We start from the raw sequence: 18,157 nt of genomic DNA, 5'->3' as shown, positions 1-18,157 counted from the left end.
TGGAGTCGAAGTAAACAAAATAAAGGATTTTTTCATTAGCTTTAATAACTCCAAGTTTTTCTATAAAAATAAAGGATTTTATGACTTATTTGTCGAAATAATAACTAGAAACCGTTATAGTGAATAGTAAGGTGATATCGCGTTGAGTCATTGAATACGCTAAGTAATCAGGATATGTTTAAGTGAGATTAATTAGGGTATTATTTTAAGAAGACACTTCTTTATGTTGTGCTACTTTTATACCATTATTTAGCTCTCCGAGTTACTATCATTGAAGTCTATAATTGAAGGAGTTGACCTACTATATGGAGAACTTATTGTACATTGCTGCAATCATTTTTGCAGTTGCCTTTGTAGTGCTTGTAATCTATCTAGCAATGACCTTAAAGGCCACACAGCGCACGTTAAATAATGTAACAGATACATTAGGAAGCCTGGAAGAACAAATGCAGGGGATTACAACAGAAACAACCGAACTGTTAAATAAAACGAATAAGCTTGCTGAAGACGTAAATCAGAAGTCATCAAAGCTAAATGGTTTATTTGATGGCATTAGAGGCGTTGGAGAGACAGTTAGGGATTTTAATGGGTCGTTGCGTAAATTATCTAACAGTATATCGGATACAGCTTCACAGAATCAGGAAAAAGCCTCAGAAGCAATAAAATGGGGGAACACAGTAATAGATTTTTGGAAAAAGAAGAGAAATAAATAAGATTAATTATTAAGAGGAGGAATATTCATGGGAGATAACAACAATAGCAATAATAACAACAACATCAACAGTAAAGACTTTATTATCGGAACACTTATTGGAGGAATTGTAGGGGCTTCAGCAGCTTTACTTTTTGCACCAAAATCCGGTAAAGAATTAAGAGGAAATATTAATGAAGGTGCAACTGAATTAAAAGGCCGTGCATATGACTGGAAAGATGTAGCTTATGAAAAAGGTTCAGAATGGAAAGATAAGGCGTCTGAAAAAAGTTCTGACTTGAGAACAAAAGCAGCTGATTCTAAATCAAAACTTTCACAGAAAACACAGGAATTAACAAAGAATGTTCAAGATAAATGGAAAGAAAAAACAAGTGGTGAAGAGGAAGCGGAAGAAGCAGCAGAGGAAGTTGCTGAAGCGATAGAGGAAGCGACTGAAGAAGCTGAGAAAAAATAAGAATTACAAAAAAGCTAGTGTAGCCACTAGCTTTTTTTCTTTCCCCAGACTATTTGTAACTTATCACCGTTTTGAATAGATTCATTGAAAGTTGTGGGCTGATTATTATTATACAGCTGGAAATGACCAGAAGCGCTAGTCATATCTACATCGACGTATCGGAACACGTCTTGGAATATAAACGTTTCCTGTTTACGATCCTTAATCTCCAGTTCATCATTTAAATTTAATTCTGTATCTGGACCCAGTTCAAGTTGATCCCGTAATACAGTAACTTGCTGTTGTTTAATTAAAACAGATTTTCCATTAAATGTAACAGTTATTGTGTTCCAGAATTCCTTGTCCAGATGTGGCAATACATCCTTCACCATAGGATGTTGAGCAGATATAATAGTAAGGCTATCATTTTGTTTTAATGGATGAGTACGATTTACTTTTTTGTTATTTAAGTAAATATGTGATTCACCCTTGTCAATCGTTACTTGTCTATCGTTTGCAAAAATTGAAAAAGGTTGTGTATACTGAAGCTTTTCGGTACTTTTGGATACCAGAAAATCATTTATCGTGTGCAGATTCCTAATAATAATTTCATCATTATCTTGTATAAGATAGCTTTTTGGTTTTGTCTGACCATTTACTGAAAAGGTGGTTTCCAGTTCATGGCGTTTATTATTAAAATTAATAACGAAAGTTGTGCCTTCACCGATAAGCTCCTCAATCGTAATATGCGGTTCTTTTCCATCACTCCCTTTTGAAATTATAATCTCATCACCATTATGAATAACATCATCAACTGTTGCTTCATAATGGTTTAGAATGATAACAGGGGGCTGACCATATTCGCCGGGCAAGGTTATTTCCTTTCCGTCAACAGTAACAATTGAAGCTATTCCGGGTTTTCCATATAGCTTTTTTATGTCCAACCCAGCCTGTACAAGGCAGTCCCCAATGGTTAATTGCTTCATCTCAAACATTCTAATTGTGTGTTCGTTTACTGTCACAGTAATATAGTGAACTGGGTTTTGTTTAGCAGCGATGGCAATTCCAATTGGTGTTACAAAGTCTGGACCTGGTGGTAACTTTTCTGTTTTTACAAGATGTTGTATTGCATTGATCCCTCTTGTCGCTACACGGTTTTTAGGGAGTTGCAGCTTATTTGCTAGAGCAGTAGTTATGTTAGGTGTTAGGCTTCCGCCTCCAACAAGCATAACTGCCTTAGGTGATTTTGAATTTAAATCAAGAATTTCTGTTGTTACCGAATCGGCAACTTTTTCAACACTATTTTTTATATCTTCAATAAGTGTTTCGTATGTAATGGTAGTTTCAAAACCCAATATGTCCTGAACAGTTGCTTGTCCATTACTTACAATGTTCTTTTTTGTTTGTTCGGCCATCGGAAAATCCAATAGATATTGATCACTGATTGCTTCAGTTATTTCATCTCCAGCCACGGGTACCATACCGTATGCCACAACTGCTCCCTTATCCGTAATGGCGATATCACTTGTCCCTGCTCCAATATCAACTAAAGCAACATTAAGTCTGCGCATGGATTCAGGAATTAACACATGAATGGCTGCAATTGGTTCTAATGTTAATGCTTCCATTTCTAAATCAGCTCGACCTAGGGCTGCCAATAGAGATTCAACCACTACTTTCGGCAAAAATGTAGCAATTATTTTAACAGTTGCTTGGTCTCCGCTTTGGTCAATAAGTGAACCGATCTGTTCGTCATCAAGCTTGTATTCCAATACAGAGTAACCCACACAATAATAGTTTGTATATTCATTGTTATTATCCATTGCTGCAAGCTTCAGTTGTGCAGCTTGAACAGCACTTAATTCCAGGTGTTTAATCGAATCACTATCTGTGATAGGGTGCTGGTCTAATTTTAACGTTGCTTCTGCCTGACATGTTTTAAGGGCACGACCTGCAGCAGCGACAGACACTTGATTTAACTGCCCATGTTCCGTCTCCAGTTTCTCTTTAACATCCCGAATAACTTCAGAAACGGCTATCACATTATGTATTTGTCCATCACGCATAGACCTTTCTTCATGTTCTTTCATATAGTAATCAATTACTGCAAAATTATTATCCTGTTTTTCTATTAAAATACCAGTCACTGATCGTGTACCAATATCAAGTGCAAAAATCCGTCCACCCATATTAATTAATCCTTTCATATTATAATACTGGATATGTATAGTTTGAAATTAAAAATTATTGATGACAAAGAACAAACTTTTAGTTATAATTGTCTCTAATTATTAAAATGTACCATACTTTCCAGGTATAATAAACTGTGTTCGGGAGGGGTTTATAAATGAGCCATAATGAGATGGATGAATTACGTCGTCAATTAGACAATGTAAACACGGAATTACTGGATTTAATCACAAGCCGTGCAAAAATTGTGCAGCAGATAGGTAAAATAAAACATAAACAAAGTATTAAACGATTTGATCCGGTAAGAGAACGAAAAATGCTGGATGAGCTAACAGGGAAAAATAATGGCCCATTTGAAAATTCTACAATTGAACACATTTTTAAAGAAATATTTAAAGCAAGTCTTGAGTTACAAGAAGATGACCACAGAAAAGCATTACTTGTGTCTAGAAAAAAGAAACCTGAAGATACCATCATTGATATTAAAGGAGAAAAAGTCGGCGATGGGAATACCCATTATGTGGTAGGTCCATGTTCGGTTGAAAGTTACGAACAAGTAGCTGAAGTAGCGAAGTCGGTGAAAAGCAAAGGACTTAAACTATTACGTGGTGGAGCATTTAAGCCTAGAACATCACCATATGATTTCCAGGGTCTTGGAGTGGAAGGCCTTCAAATCTTAAAAAAAGTTGCGGATGAGTATGATTTGGCAGTCGTCAGTGAGATTGTAAACCCAGCCCATATGGAAGAAGCAATGGATTATATTGATGTCATTCAAATTGGTGCACGTAACATGCAGAATTTTGAATTATTAAAAGCTGCAGGGGATGTTAAAAAACCAGTCCTACTAAAACGAGGTCTGTCAGCAACTATTTCCGAATTTATTAATGCGGCTGAATATATTATTTCAAGAGGGAATGGTAATATTATTTTATGTGAACGTGGTATTCGGACATATGAAAAAGCAACCAGAAATACGTTAGATATTTCAGCAGTTCCGATTCTGAAGCAAGAAACACATCTCCCAGTAATGGTTGATGTAACACATTCTACAGGTCGCAGGGATTTATTACTCCCGGCTGCAAAAGCTGCATTAGCAATAGGTGCAGATGGGATTATGGCTGAGGTACATCCAGATCCAGCAGTAGCACTATCGGATGCAGCACAACAAATGGATATTCCGATGTTCGATACTTTTATGAAAGAACTAGAAGCATTTTCAACACGTAAATAGTTCCATTTAAGGCTGGTCTTAAGTAGATCAGCCTTAAGTTTTTCTGTTGTTTTTTTTGTAATTTTTTTCATGGTGGGGTATCATATATGGAAAAGAGTTCGTAATGGGATTTATATTAGGAGGCATTAGAGTATGAATATAACAATATATGATGTAGCTAGAGAAGCAAATGTATCAATGGCAACCGTTTCACGAGTTGTAAATGGAAACCCGAATGTTAAACCTGTAACACGTAAAAAGGTTTTAGCAACCATTGAACAGTTGGGTTATCGTCCAAATGCTGTAGCACGTGGACTAGCAAGTAAAAAAACAACAACAGTAGGCACAATTATCCCGGATATTTCAAGCATCTTCTTTGCTGAGTTGGCGAGAGGAATAGAGGATATCGCTACGATGTACAAGTATAATATGATTTTAAGTAATTCCGATCAAAATAAGGACAAAGAACTTCAGTTAATTAATACGATGCTGGAGAAACAAGTAGATGGTATTCTATTTATGGGCGGAAATATAACAGACGAGCACGTGAAGCAGTTTGAAAGCTCTTCAATTCCGGTAGTATTAGCAGCAACTTATGATGAATCAAACAGAATTCCATCAGTAAATATTGATTATGAAGCGGCAGCATCTGAAGCAACCTCCTTTTTGCTTGGTAAAGGGAATGAAAAAATCGCATTTATATCAGGGCAAGATGACACACTTATAAATCAGCAAAAATACAATGGCTATCTACGTGCGTTTAAGGAAAAGTCAAAGACCATCGATGATCAATATATCTTAAGAGGAGATTATTCTTATGATTCTGGTCTGGAAGCCGTTGAACAATTGCTTTCGTTAAATGAAAGACCGACTGCTGTATTTGTTGCTTCCGATGAGATGGCTTTAGGAGTTATTCATGGAGCCCAAGACAAGGGGTATAAAGTACCAGAGGATCTGGAAGTATTTGGTTTTGATAATACCAGATTGGCAACAATGGTTCGTCCAACACTTTCCACAATTGTTCAGCCTATGTATGACATCGGTGCTGTTGCAATGCGTTTATTGACAAAATATATGAATAAAGAAGAAGTTGAGGAGAAGAAAGTAGTTTTACCACATCGAATTGTGGAAAGAACTTCAACAAAATAAAAATAATGCCGATATAAACAACAGGTTAAAGATTGTCTTGGGAACAAGCTTTTAGGGAGCGAGATTATGAGGAAAAGAGATATACTAACTCCAATCGGTATTACATTGGGATTTATTATGATTATGCTGGCAATTCTTGCAAAGGGTGGCACACAAGGAATGGGATCCTTCCTTGATGTTGCTTCTATCTTTATTGTGATTGGTGGTTTATTTGCGTCGTTATTTATTAATTTTAAATTGGATCAAATCAAGCTTACATCTAAAGTTATGAAGGAAGTATTTCACCAAAGTGACCAACGACTTCCAGAATTAATTGGATTATTTATACGTTTATCTGAGCGTGCACGCAGAGAAGGGATTTTAGCTCTTGAAAATGAGCTTGATGAAGTTGATGATGAATTTATTAAAAAAGGTATCCTGCTCGCAGTTGATGGGATTGAGCCTGAGGTTATAAATGATATTATGAATGCAGAACTGACTGCAATGGAAGATCGGCATTACAAAGGACGTGCTATTATCGAAAAGGCTGGTGAATATGCACCGGCGTGGGGGATGATTGGAACATTAGTAGGGCTTGTTCTAATGCTTAATAGTTTAACAGATCCTGCAACGTTAGGACCAAATATGGCGGTAGCACTGTTGACAACACTTTATGGTACTGTTCTTGCTAATCTTGTATTTATTCCGATGGCTAATAAATTAGAAACAAAAACGGAAGAAGAAATATTTATAAAACAGGTAATTATCGAAGGCGTTATTGGTGTTCAGTCGGGACAAAACCCACGTATTTTAGAAGAAAAACTAGGTGCTTTCCTCTCAAATGAAACGAAGAAAAAAGATGAAGTTGATGAAGAAACAGCTTACGCAGGAGAGAGCGTAAATGAAGCGTAGGAGTACGAAAAGAAACAGCAAGTCCGGAGCACCTAAATGGATGGTTACATATTCTGATATGGTAACGCTGATCTTAGTCTTTTTTATATTGCTATTTTCCATGTCACAAATAGATCTGGTAAAATTTGAAGCCATTTCTGAATCGTTTAAGAATCGTATGATATTTGATTTCTACCCATCACCAGTACCGATGGAAAACCCGACAGAGAATACAAGTAATCAAGAAAGTGGTAAGAATTCGAATGAATTTGAAAATCCTACTCAATTTGAGAATATAAATGACCGAGACGATACAACAGCGGATGAAACTGATGATTCTTTAGACAAATTGATGGGGGATGTTGGGCAATACTTGGATAACAATAGCTTAAATAATGTGGTATCAGCAAGTAGAACTGAACGTGGAGTTGTACTGGTTTTACAGGAAAGTGTATTGTTTGATTCAGGTGAGGCAATAATTGTTGATTCTGGTAAGCCTTTTTTAGATAAAATTGCGAAGCTCCTTTCTAATATACCTAATCATGTAAAGGTAGAAGGTCATACTGATAACCGACCCATCTCTAATTTTCGATATCCGTCAAACTGGGAATTATCTGGTGCACGTGCAAGTAGTGTAATTCGCTACTTAATAAAGGAAAATAATTTCGATGATTCGCGTTTTACTGCAGTGGGATATGGTGCTACAAGACCAATAGTGCCAAATACATCAGCAATAAATTGGAGTAAGAACAGACGTGTAGAGATGGTTATTTTGGAAAATAATAATCAAAATAAGGAATAAAAGGGAAGGGAGATGATTGTAAAAATCATCTCCTTTATTAAATGTTATTTTGTATATTTTTTGCGTATTTTAAAGCACTTTGAAGTGCCTTTTCATTCTTTTCGGTAATATCCGCCTTTCTTGGTATTGTTGGTACAATACTTTTGTTATCATGCCAGTGAGCAGGTAATGTAACAGGTGATTCCTTTTGCCATTTGGATTGCCAAACTGAAGGTAAGTTGCCTTTTTGAACATTATCTGTTTTCATTACGCTCCATATTTGAGCCCATGCTCTGGGTATGACCCTCCACATATCATATCCGCCGCCACCTAGCGCAATCCAGCGTCCATTACAGTATTGATGTGCTAATTCATGTGCTAATAGAGGAATTCTCTCAAAAATGTCCATCGTTGCACATAGATGTGTTAGTGGGTCATACATGTGTGCATCTGCACCATTCTGTGTCAAGATGACATCAGGCTTGAAATATTCAGCAATCTCCCTGAAAGCGGATTCATATAGATTTATAAATGATTCATCTTCTGTAAATGCATCGATTGGAATGTTAAAAGAATAGCCATGTCCTTCTTTTATTCCACGCTCGTTAACGTTACCTGTACCAGGAAAAAGGTATCTGCCAGTTTCATGAATGGAAAAAGTGCACACATTTGGATCATCATAAAATGCCCATTGGACACCATCCCCGTGATGTGCATCAGTATCTACGTATAAAACTTTCAAATCGTATTTTTCACGAATGTACTTAATAGCTACAGCGCCATCATTATAAATACAAAAGCCACTTGCTTTTCTTTGGAAGCCATGATGGAGACCACCGCCTAGATTTAAAGCATGATCTGACTTACCCTGCAATACGGAATCTATTGCAGTCAGGGTACCGCCTACCAAGTAGCTTGATGCTTCATGCATTCCATTAAAAATGGGTGTATCTTCTGTTCCAATCCCATATTCTAATCCTTCATCAGTTTGCATTTTGCCATTGCTTGCCTTTTGAACAGCCTGAATATAAGACAAGTCATGAAAAAGTGCAAGTTCCTCTTCGGTAGCAGTACGAGGTTTGATAATATCCGTATTCGTTAAAAGATTTATATCTTCTAATAATTCCTTTGCTAATAATACTCTTTTTTGATTAAATGGATGATCCGAATGAAATTGGTAGTCTAAGAATTTATTAGAGTAAACAAATGACGCTTTACAAGTCATACTTTTGGCTCCGCAATATTATTTGGCCACATTAGATCATAGCCAGCGTCCCGTAAGTCATGCACAACTGGCATAGGATTCATGGTCTGTATGCGGAAAACGAGAATTTTAAAATTCGGATCATTATTATAAGGATATATTAAAACGGATGTAATGTTTGCTTTACGAGCTCCAAAAATTGCTGCTACCTCAGGTAAAATTCCTGGTTTATGCGGGACTTTAATTTCAATTTGTGAGCTTTGAACATTTGTACCGGTAAGTTGAATAAACGTATGAAGCATATCTCTTTCAGTAATAATTCCTACTAATTTATTTTCCCTAACTACTGGTAGGCATGCGAATGCTTCATCATAAAATACTCGAGCAATTTCCTCCACAAAATCAAGAGGATGAACTGTGATGACATCTTGCGTCATAATCGATTGAATTTCATTTTCGAGAGTACTTTGGTCTGCATCCTTTTTTAAAATGGATGGTGATGCATCACGTACATCTCGGTCAGATACAATTCCTATCACACAACGGTTATCGTCAATGATCGGAATGTGTCTAATTCGATTCTCATGAAGTAATTGTAATGCTTCAGCAATTGAAGCGGTTTTAGGTAGTGTAATTATTTCCTTTTTCATAATTTCTTCTACGAGCATTTATAAACCCTCCCTCATATCACGGTATTGTTGTCGCTGTAAAAACCGGAGTTTATCAAACTGTTTGATTGATTCTTCTGGTACATTTTTTCCGATTCGCACCATTAAACAATTAGCTGGATGAGATATAATTTCCGGATCATCCGTTGGGGCAGGAAGGAGTCCGCCTGCAGCCATCATCTTTTCCATTACCTTACGATAATTCCAGATACTCAACCTCGTGCCTTCAAGGTCCCAATGCCAATAATATTCGGTTGATATTAGGATATAATTTTCCATATAATCATCCATTATGGATACTTTTAATATGCTTGAGGCAACTCCAGATCCACGATACTTTGGAATGATTTCAATTGCACCAAGTTCAATAAGGTCTTCCATATTAAATTCAGACCAGCGTTCGAGAGGATCAGGATGTAAATAAGTTACATAGCCAACAATGGTGTCATCAGTTCTAGCAACTATGATTCTCCCCTCAGGAAAGTCAGCAATACTTGAAATAGCCTCAAATTGTTTGGGAGCAGGTCGGAATGCAGTTAATTGTTCATGAAAATAATATTTCATTAATTCCGTGGAAGAAAGCGGTCCTTCGATGATGACTGGTCCATTTGGAGTGTCGCGTGTGACTGAATGATACGTTTTAACATGATTCATTTTTTCACCGCCTTATTTAAGAAGTATTCTTTATATCATTCTATTATACAGTATAACTACTGGCATTTTTAGTAAAAACTTAAAATAAAACAGGCGACACTTTCATAGCGCCGCCTGTCGGTTATTCGTTTGATTCCTCATTTTGTTTTTTATTAGCAGTGACAGTGAACGAGACAGACTTGCTCGGTTTTCCATCTACTATTGCAGTTACTGTTCCACTATATTTTTCACCATTTGGTGGGATATCTGCGAATGAATAACTCTTATTTTTAGTTGATTCCTTTTTATTATAACTTTTACCAGTTAACGTTATTTCGAATGTTGCCTTTTCACTGTGATTCCATGAGACTGTGATGTTTTTCTTCTCGTGTTTTGCTGTGACATGTGTAACAGGTTTAGCAGTCTCAGGTTTATTATCTTCAGGTTCCTCAGGTTCTTCAGGTTCTGAAAAGTCACCAACAATAATTTCTTTTGATGCAGTTGATTCTAATCCGAAGTAATCTACAGCTTTCACATGGTATACAGCCTTACCTTTGGAAATACCAAAGCTGGTCTCAGTTGTGTTACCAACGAGGCTAAAGCTATCTTCAGGACTCTTCGCACGATAGATGCGGTACCCTACAACATCTTTGCTGCTGGATTTTTTCCAAGTTAGCTTATTTCCGGATCCTGCAACTGAAGCAGGAGCAGAAGGTTTCTTTCCATCGTCTTCTATTGTACCATCATCAACTTCTGACTCTGGTAAACTGATTTTCTCCCACTTTTCACGATTAGTTCTTGGATAAAGTTGTGTTATATCATCAAGTTTGTCATAGCCTTTTCTTTTAAGAAATTCCGGGTTGAATGTTATTCCGTCTCCCTCAGTAAATTCCTTTGGTGTATTTTCACCAGCTATCACTGCTTTACCATCAACCATGACATATGTTCCTTTGACAAGACTGTCATCTTCTTTGGTCGGTACATATTTAGCGTTAAATAAGTCGGTTTTTACTAAACCAGCTTTTTCACATAAATCTGATGGGAGCATACCGGATATTGCACAATAGCTTCGTGACACAATTCCACCGGGACGTTCGAAATTCTTTTTAGGTGCAACTAATTCTGGATTAACATCAGAAGCTGCGTTAATCAATTTTGCCCAGAGTTTTACGTTTCTGCTACTGTATCCTAATGAGCAACTAGGGCATTCAAGTGATTTTCCAATTTCATATCCCATCCATGTTCCAAATGTGACATTTGGATTGGTTGCAACAAACCATGTGTCCTTTTTATCTTGTGATGTACCAGTTTTCCCAGCCCAATCAACTCCATTATACTTCAATTGTGAGTTTAAATATGCTGCAGTTCCACTGCTGATAACATCACGCATCATATCGAGAGTCAGATAGTTAGTTTGTGGTGAGTATATATCTACTGATTTACTTTTATGTTCATATATTACTTCACCATCTGCTGTAGTAATTTTTTCTATCATGTAAGAATCAGCAAATTTACCGTTGTTGCCAAATGTACTGTAAGCATTCGTATTTTCTTCAATCGAGATTCCATTGGTTGTACCACCAATTCCCAGAGAGAGGTTAGCATATTCATTTTTACCCAAAGTTGTAATTCCCATAGGATTCAAAAATTCACTAACCGGATCCTGCGATCTGATCTTGTCATAAATTCTGATTGCAGGTATATTATAGGAATTTGTAAGTGCCTTACGGGCAGATACTAGACCATGATAGCCTCCTCCATAGTTTCCAGGTGTATAGGAACCTACAGGTGTGGAATAAGTTGTTTTGACATCAGCTACTGGTGTTCCGGGTTGTATAAATCCCTTTTCCATTGCTGGAGCGTAGGTGAGTATTGGCTTCATAGTACTACCATTTGAACGAATTACATCTGTTGCATAATTTAATTGGTCTTTTTCAGTATACTCACGGCCACCAACAAAGCTAATAATTCTTCCTGTACTGTTTTCAATTAATATCCCGCCAGTTTCAATTGGCTGGGTTATAGTTTCAGTTTCACCAGTCTCTTTATTTATAACAACTTTACCTTTCCAATCAGGACCGTATGTTTCATACTTCTTAATTACTTTTTTAAACACGTCATGTGTTTTTTTATCGATTGTTGTATGGATTTTATAACCATTTTTACGCAATGCACGATCAGCTAATATTTTATATTCTTCCATTAACTGTTCATCATTGTTCAGGTCCTCCATTGAATATCCATCATCTTTGGCAATATATTTTAGAATTATTTTCTTTGCCCTTTTTTCAGCATCGAATGTCAGGTATGGATATTTTTCAATGGGTGATTGCGACTCTTTAGAGAAATCTGCAACAATATCGTAGTTCATAGCCTTTTCATATTGTTTTTTTGAAATACTACCTGACTCATACATTCTGTTTAAAACTGATTTCATTCGATTTAGTCCAGCCTGCATCCCTTCTTTGCTCTTTAACCCACCACTGTTCTTGAAAGGGGTGTACCTTGACGGACTTTGTGGAAGTCCTGCAAGGTATGCTGCTTGGGGTAAATTAACCTCAGAAGCATTAACACCAAATATTCCTTGAGCAGCAGTCTGAATCCCGGCAATATTTCCACCTGAAGCATCCCGTCCATACGGGACTATATTTAAATAAGCCTCAAGAATTTCGTCTTTATCAAAAAAGCGCTCCAAACGTAGTGCTAATAAAATTTCTTTTGCCTTACGTTCAAATGATACTTCATTTGTTAGAATTTGGTTTTTGATAAGTTGTTGGGTTAGCGTACTTCCTCCTGTTTTTACTGCGGCATTAGTTGCTTCCTGTACTAGTGCACGGACAATTGCTTTTGGAACAATTCCCTTATGATCATTAAAATATTCATCTTCGGTTGCAACTACAGCATCCTTCAGGATATCTGAGACATTTTTTAATTTAACTTCTTCTCTATGTATATCAGAACGGATATCACCGATGTATTTATTTCCGGAAAAGTATAACTTTGAGGTTTCCTCATAATTATATATATCTTTTTCCATGCTTGCATAGCTTCGAACAGGTTCATCTTTAACAAGTGAAGCAAAGTAACCTGCACCTACACCGCCTGCAAAAATGAGTCCAACCGCACCTATAATAACGAAAAACAAGACTACGTTCCAGAACACATCATATGTAATACGTGATGATTTTTGAACTTTTCCAGTTGCCCAAATTGACTTTGTTTTTTCTTTATATTTTTGAAATAATTGTTTATAATCCATATTAAGACCTCCTAAATTCCAACATTAATTATAGCATAATTGATGTACTAGGTATAGAAGGAAATATGTAAATATATTGCGTTTACTATGAGAATATGATATGAATAAATAATAGTATAATAAAATACGTTGAAGGATCGCAGTAGTTTTGCAATTCAATTTTTAAGAGAGCTAACGGTTGGTGAGAGTTAGTATATATTTGCAGGCGAATTACAATCTGGAGTTTCTTCCTATTTACAAAAGAAGACGGTGATATCATCGTTAACAATCCCAAGGTGGCATGTGCAACAAGGGTGGTACCGCGAGCGTAAACTCGTCCCTTATTTATATTAGGGATGGGTTTTTTTATTTGTAATTAAGATAGTATTAATAGTAAAAGATGGAGAGTGAAGAAAATGGATATTTTAAAGGATTTGGAAAAACGCAATTTGATTCATCAGACTACTGATACGGAGGGGTTAACCAAGCATTTGGAAGAGAATCAGGTAACATTATATTGTGGGTTTGATCCGACTGCTGATAGTTTACATATAGGACATTTGCTGCCTATCACAATGTTAAAAAGGTTTCAGAAGGCTGGACATCGACCAATAGCATTGATTGGTGGCGGAACAGGAATGATTGGTGATCCAAGCGGTCGTTCCACTGAACGATCACTGAACGAAGCGACCGTTGTAAAAGGTTACAGTGAAAAGATTAAACAGCAATTAGCAAAACTGCTTGATTTTGATAGTGGGTCAAATGCTGCTGTTGCCCGTAATAACCATGATTGGCTTGCAAGTATGACTGTTATTGACTTTTTGCGGGATGCGGGAAAGCATTTTGGTATCAACTACATGCTTGGCAAGGAATCTGTATCAGCTCGGATTGAACAAGGCATATCTTATACAGAGTTTAGTTACATGATCCTTCAATCTTTAGACTATCTTAAATTATATGAACAAGAAAATTGTACTATGCAAATTGGCGGCAGTGATCAATGGGGGAATATAACTGCTGGTATGGAACTGATTCGTCGTTCCAGAGAAGAAATGGACGAGGAAACAAAAGTGTTTGGTTTAACTGTACCACTGATTACAAAAGCTGATGGTTCCAAGTTTGGTAAAACAGCAGGTGGTTCTATCTGGTTAGATCCAGAAAAAACAACACCATATGAATTTTATCAATTTTGGTTTAATGCTGATGATCGTGATGTAATGAAATTCTTATATTACTTTACATTTCTCGATCAGGAAGAATTGGAACAGTTACAAAAAGAAGTAGAGAACAACCCTGAGAATCGTTTGGCACAAAAACGTTTAGCTGAAGAGATGACTCGCGAAGTTCATAGTCAGGAAGCCCTTGAACAAGCACAGAAAATATCAGCATCACTTTTCAGCGGAAATTTAAAAGAACTATCAGCCGGAGATATTAAGCAGGGTTTTAAAGGTGTTCCTGCTCACGATGCCCCTAAAGAAGAAATAGGCTTAATCGATCTTTTAGTTAACGCTTCTATTTCATCATCAAAGCGACAAGCAAGAGAAGATATTAAAAATGGAGCAATTTATATAAATGGTGAGCGTCAGCAAGAGTTGCAGTACGTTATTAGTGAAGAAGACCGTATTGATGATATGTTTACAATAATAAGACGCGGAAAGAAAAAGTATTTCCTTATAAGTTATAAATAGATCGTTAAAAAACATATGATGGGTACATTTCTAGAGTGCACGCACCCAATTAACATCCAATACACACGCTATTTCATATTTGAAAATGGCGTGTGTATTTTTTAGTAATTTATTTAAATAAAATCTCCTAATCTTGATGGCCGTCAATTTCTTTAGACAGGAAGAACCTTATAATTAAGGTATCAAGAAGATGAAGACTAAAGGGGGAGAATAAAAATGATTAAAGCAATAAATCAACATAAAAATCATATTACAGCAATTACAGCAATTCTCATTATATTTGGTTTTACAACCGGGTTTATGGGAAATGGAGGTGCCAAGGATATCACTTTGATCATTGCAACCGTTATCGCTGGTGTTCCTATATTTATCAAAGCCTTCCAGGCACTTCGGATGAAGGCTTTCAGTATTGAATTGCTGGTTACTATCGCCGTCATTGGTGCTTTAATTATCGGTGAATACGTTGAATCAGCTGTAGTTACTTTCTTATTTTTATTTGGGGCATATTTGGAAGCACGTACTTTAGTGAAAACACGTTCGTCTTTAAAAAACCTAGTCGATATGGCTCCACAAGAAGCTGTTGTTGTCCGTAATGGGAATCATGTCACAGTCCCGGTTGAAGAAGTAGCAGAAGGAGACCATGTTATTATTCGTTCTGGTGGAAGTGTTCCTGTTGATGGAAGTATTACGTCCGGTCAGGCATCGTTAAATGAATCAGCTGTTACAGGTGAATCAGTACCCGCACCCAAGAAGTTAGATGACAAGGTTTTTAGTGGGACTATTGTAGATAATGGCTATATTGAAATTGTTGCTGAAAAAGTTGGTGATGATACTACTTTTTCTAAAATTATCGAACTTGTGGAAGAAGCCCAGGAATCAAAATCGAAAACAGAGAAGTTTCTTAATAAGTTTGCCAATGTTTATACGCCAGCAGTTGTTATACTATCGATTGCGGTATATATATTGACAAGAGATCTTCATTTAGCTATCACATTCTTAGTTGTTGCTTGTCCTGGTGCATTGGTGATCGGAGCACCTGTTTCAAACGTCGCTGGTATCGGAAATGGTGCCAAAAATGGTGTCTTGGTTAAAGGTGGCGAAGTAATGGATAACTTCTCTAAGGTGGACACACTAGTATTTGATAAAACAGGCACATTAACAAAAGGAAAGCCTGAAGTTACCGATATACGATTATTTAATTATCAGGATTCAAATGAATTATTGCGTTTAGTTGCACAGGCGGAAACAATTTCGGAGCATCATTTAGGTCAAACTATTGTAAAAGAAGCAAGTAATAGAAAGATAGATTTCAGAGGAGAACCTAAAGAGGGAAAAGTCATAAAAGGAAATGGAATTTTTGCAAAAGTTAACGATCAATCGCTAACTATAGGAAATCGTCATTTAATGAATACCGAAAATATTGAGGTACCAGCAGAGGTTGCGGCATATGCTGTGAACCGTGAAATGGCAGGTAATACTGCAATATATGTCGCAGTTGATGGTAAAGTAGCAGGTGTTTTCTCCATTGCTGATCAAATTCGGGAAGATGCTCCAAAAGCTTTAGCTGAAATGAGGGAAAACGGCATTAAGAAAATCGTTATGCTTACAGGTGATAACAGACACACTGCTGAATTAGTTGCGAGTAAATTAGGATTAGATGAGTACCATGCGGAATTATTACCAGAAGACAAAGTTGACTTCGTGAAGAAATTGAGGAATGAAGGACATGTCGTCGCAATGGCGGGGGACGGTATTAATGATGCACCAGCAATTGCTACGGCTGATATCGGATTGGCAATGGGTGAAGGTGGTACAGATGTTTCTATGGAAACTGCCGATGTTGTCTTAATGGCAGATAGACTTATGCAATTCTCACATGCCTATTCACTATCTAAAGCAACCGTTAGCAATATGAAGCAAAATACATTCTTTTCAGTGGGGATTGTATTTGTTCTCTTAGCCGGTGTACTAGCAGGATCCGTACATCTTGCATCTGGTATGTTTATCCATGAAGCAAGTGTATTGCTTGTAATCTTAAATGCAATGCGGTTAATCCGCTTTAACCGTAAAAAAAGAAGGAAAGAAGTAAGTTTACAGATTTCACATGCATAAAGAAGTCACTAACTCAGATATACAGCTAGAAGGGGGTAATTACCTAAAAGAAAAGGATTAACAGGGGTATAGAGAATATAAAAATACAAAGGAAGCCTTGATAACACAATTTGGATGCCGTTAGCATATCTGGGAAATAATGCACTTGATGGTTAGGATGAAGACGAATAAATTGTATACAGAAAAAAACTCCAAATACCTTATTATATCAAGGGTTTTGGAGTTTCGTTTATTAACGAGAGTAGAATTCAACAATAAGTGGTTCGTTGATTTCAGCTGGAAGTTCAGAACGCTCTGGGTAACGAGTGTAGCTTCCTTCCATTTTATCTGCGTCAAAAGTAAGGTATTCTGGAACGAAGTTGTTTACTTCGATTGCTTCTTTAATAATATCCAAATTCTGCGACTTTTCACGTAGACCAATTACCTGACCTGGTTTTAGGCGATATGATGGAATATCAACACGCTTGCCGTCAACTGTTACATGACCATGGTTTACTAGCTGACGAGATTGTCTGCGTGTACGAGCTAGTCCAAGGCGGTAAACAAGGTTATCCAGGCGAGATTCAAGTAAAATCATGAAGTTTTCACCATGAATACCTTTCATATTACCAGCTTCTGTAAATAGATTACGGAACTGACGTTCATTTAATCCATACATGAAGCGAAGTTTTTGCTTTTCTTGTTGCTGTAAACCATATTCAGAAATTTTTCTGCGTGAATTTGGTCCATGTTGACCTGGAGCGTAAGGGCGTTTATCTAATTCCTTACCAGTTCCAGTTAATGAAATGCCGAGACGACGTGATTTTTTCCATACTGATCCAGTAAATCGTGCCATTAGACATTTCCTCCTTTATTAGTTTATTGGCATAAAATAAACAGTGTGTTCCAAATCCGTCATACATTTTATTTTCATGTACCATCGCTCCAGCAGCAGAGAGTTACACGATACACCTCATTTTTGAGGAATAAAATGACATAAACGTAGGTTCACGTAAGCTACCTTTTATTTTACACAAACAATAGTATATAAGCTATAAGAGTGAAAGTCAATAAAAACATGATTAATTCACTAATACGAGCTTTGTTCTTGGCTATTTTCTTAAAGTATTATTGCTATTAATATATACTTTAACTCAATGTTGAAAAATACTTTAAGTTCCATGACAACCACACCGGAAATAAACATAGCTCCAGAGGGGCAGTTTAAATCAACTACTTGTAAAAAAAAGCAACAATCTATTAGAAAACAGCTTTTTTCTTAAAACTGTA

At 36.7% G+C, this 18,157-nt stretch carries 14 protein-coding genes and 1 other annotated feature; of the genes, 8 read left to right on the top strand and 6 right to left on the bottom strand.

Going from position 1 to position 18,157, the window contains the following annotated elements:
* The first annotated feature begins 305 nt into the window (after nucleotides 1-305).
* The gene (locus tag J2Z82_RS03675; protein ID WP_209479434.1) at nucleotides 306-713 is read left to right on the top strand and encodes a DUF948 domain-containing protein; all 408 of its coding nucleotides are present in this window, start codon (nucleotides 306-308) and stop codon (nucleotides 711-713) included.
* Nucleotides 714-740: 27 nt separating this feature from the next.
* Nucleotides 741-1,166: a YtxH domain-containing protein gene (locus J2Z82_RS03670; protein ID WP_209479433.1), complete on the top strand. Its 426-nt coding sequence runs from the start codon at nucleotides 741-743 to the stop codon at nucleotides 1,164-1,166.
* 26 nt (nucleotides 1,167-1,192) lie between these two features.
* Here the strand turns inward: J2Z82_RS03670 and J2Z82_RS03665 are convergent, their stop codons facing one another.
* Entirely contained in the window at nucleotides 1,193-3,334 is a 2,142-nt protein-coding gene (locus J2Z82_RS03665) for a cell division protein FtsA (protein ID WP_209479432.1), read from the bottom strand.
* A gap of 158 nt (nucleotides 3,335-3,492) precedes the next feature.
* On the opposite strand from J2Z82_RS03665, the gene J2Z82_RS03660 reads away from it, so the two are divergent.
* The 4 genes from J2Z82_RS03660 to motS all read left to right on the top strand — a co-directional run bounded on the left by J2Z82_RS03660 (nucleotide 3,493) and on the right by motS (nucleotide 7,366).
* The gene (locus tag J2Z82_RS03660) at nucleotides 3,493-4,566 is read left to right on the top strand and encodes a bifunctional 3-deoxy-7-phosphoheptulonate synthase/chorismate mutase (RefSeq protein ID WP_209479431.1); all 1,074 of its coding nucleotides are present in this window, start codon (nucleotides 3,493-3,495) and stop codon (nucleotides 4,564-4,566) included.
* A 132-nt stretch (nucleotides 4,567-4,698) separates the two neighbouring features.
* Complete coding sequence (ccpA, locus tag J2Z82_RS03655; protein WP_209479430.1) at nucleotides 4,699-5,694, top strand: catabolite control protein A; 996 nt, start codon at nucleotides 4,699-4,701, stop codon at nucleotides 5,692-5,694.
* Between the two features lie 66 nt (nucleotides 5,695-5,760).
* A complete protein-coding gene (gene motP, locus J2Z82_RS03650) occupies nucleotides 5,761-6,585 on the top strand; it encodes a flagellar motor protein MotP (protein ID WP_209479429.1) in 825 nt (274 codons plus the stop codon).
* Complete coding sequence (gene motS / locus J2Z82_RS03645; protein ID WP_209479428.1) at nucleotides 6,575-7,366, top strand: flagellar motor protein MotS; 792 nt, start codon at nucleotides 6,575-6,577, stop codon at nucleotides 7,364-7,366. The genes motP and motS overlap by 11 nt, the downstream gene beginning before the upstream one ends.
* A 37-nt stretch (nucleotides 7,367-7,403) precedes the next feature.
* Here motS and J2Z82_RS03640 read toward each other — a convergent pair whose 3' ends face one another.
* From J2Z82_RS03640 to J2Z82_RS03625, 4 genes are all read right to left on the bottom strand, one after another.
* Nucleotides 7,404-8,570 carry an acetoin utilization protein AcuC gene (locus J2Z82_RS03640; RefSeq protein WP_209479427.1) on the bottom strand — a complete coding sequence of 389 codons (1,167 nt, stop codon included), beginning with the start codon at nucleotides 8,568-8,570 and terminating at the stop codon, nucleotides 7,404-7,406.
* Complete coding sequence (locus J2Z82_RS03635; protein WP_209479426.1) at nucleotides 8,567-9,217, bottom strand: acetoin utilization AcuB family protein; 651 nt, start codon at nucleotides 9,215-9,217, stop codon at nucleotides 8,567-8,569. Before J2Z82_RS03635 ends, J2Z82_RS03640 begins: the two co-directional genes overlap by 4 nt.
* The gene (locus tag J2Z82_RS03630; RefSeq protein WP_209479425.1) at nucleotides 9,218-9,871 is read right to left on the bottom strand and encodes a GNAT family N-acetyltransferase; all 654 of its coding nucleotides are present in this window, start codon (nucleotides 9,869-9,871) and stop codon (nucleotides 9,218-9,220) included. It abuts the gene before it with no gap.
* A gap of 121 nt (nucleotides 9,872-9,992) precedes the next feature.
* On the bottom strand, nucleotides 9,993-13,109 hold the full coding sequence (locus J2Z82_RS03625; RefSeq protein WP_209479424.1) for a transglycosylase domain-containing protein: 3,117 nt from the start codon (nucleotides 13,107-13,109) through the stop codon (nucleotides 9,993-9,995).
* A gap of 120 nt (nucleotides 13,110-13,229) precedes the next feature.
* Nucleotides 13,230-13,433 (top strand) — a binding site (T-box leader).
* Between the two features lie 71 nt (nucleotides 13,434-13,504).
* On the opposite strand from J2Z82_RS03625, the gene tyrS reads away from it, so the two are divergent.
* Together tyrS and J2Z82_RS03615 are read left to right on the top strand one after the other, a co-directional pair.
* Nucleotides 13,505-14,776, top strand: a complete 1,272-nt coding sequence (gene tyrS, locus J2Z82_RS03620; protein WP_209479423.1) for a tyrosine--tRNA ligase — start codon at nucleotides 13,505-13,507, stop codon at nucleotides 14,774-14,776.
* A 216-nt stretch (nucleotides 14,777-14,992) separates the two neighbouring features.
* A complete protein-coding gene (locus tag J2Z82_RS03615) occupies nucleotides 14,993-16,888 on the top strand; it encodes a heavy metal translocating P-type ATPase (protein ID WP_209479422.1) in 1,896 nt (631 codons plus the stop codon).
* Between the two features lie 232 nt (nucleotides 16,889-17,120).
* Here J2Z82_RS03615 and rpsD read toward each other — a convergent pair whose 3' ends face one another.
* Entirely contained in the window at nucleotides 17,121-17,723 is a 603-nt protein-coding gene (gene rpsD, locus J2Z82_RS03610; RefSeq protein ID WP_209479421.1) for a 30S ribosomal protein S4, read from the bottom strand.
* Nucleotides 17,724-18,157: the final 434 nt, after the last annotated feature.

This window comes from Virgibacillus litoralis, from assembly GCF_017873675.1.
Classification (GTDB): domain Bacteria; phylum Bacillota; class Bacilli; order Bacillales; family Amphibacillaceae; genus Lentibacillus; species Lentibacillus litoralis.
Note: the sequence above shows the minus strand (reverse complement) of the source record. Positions and strands in the feature narration are given on the sequence as shown.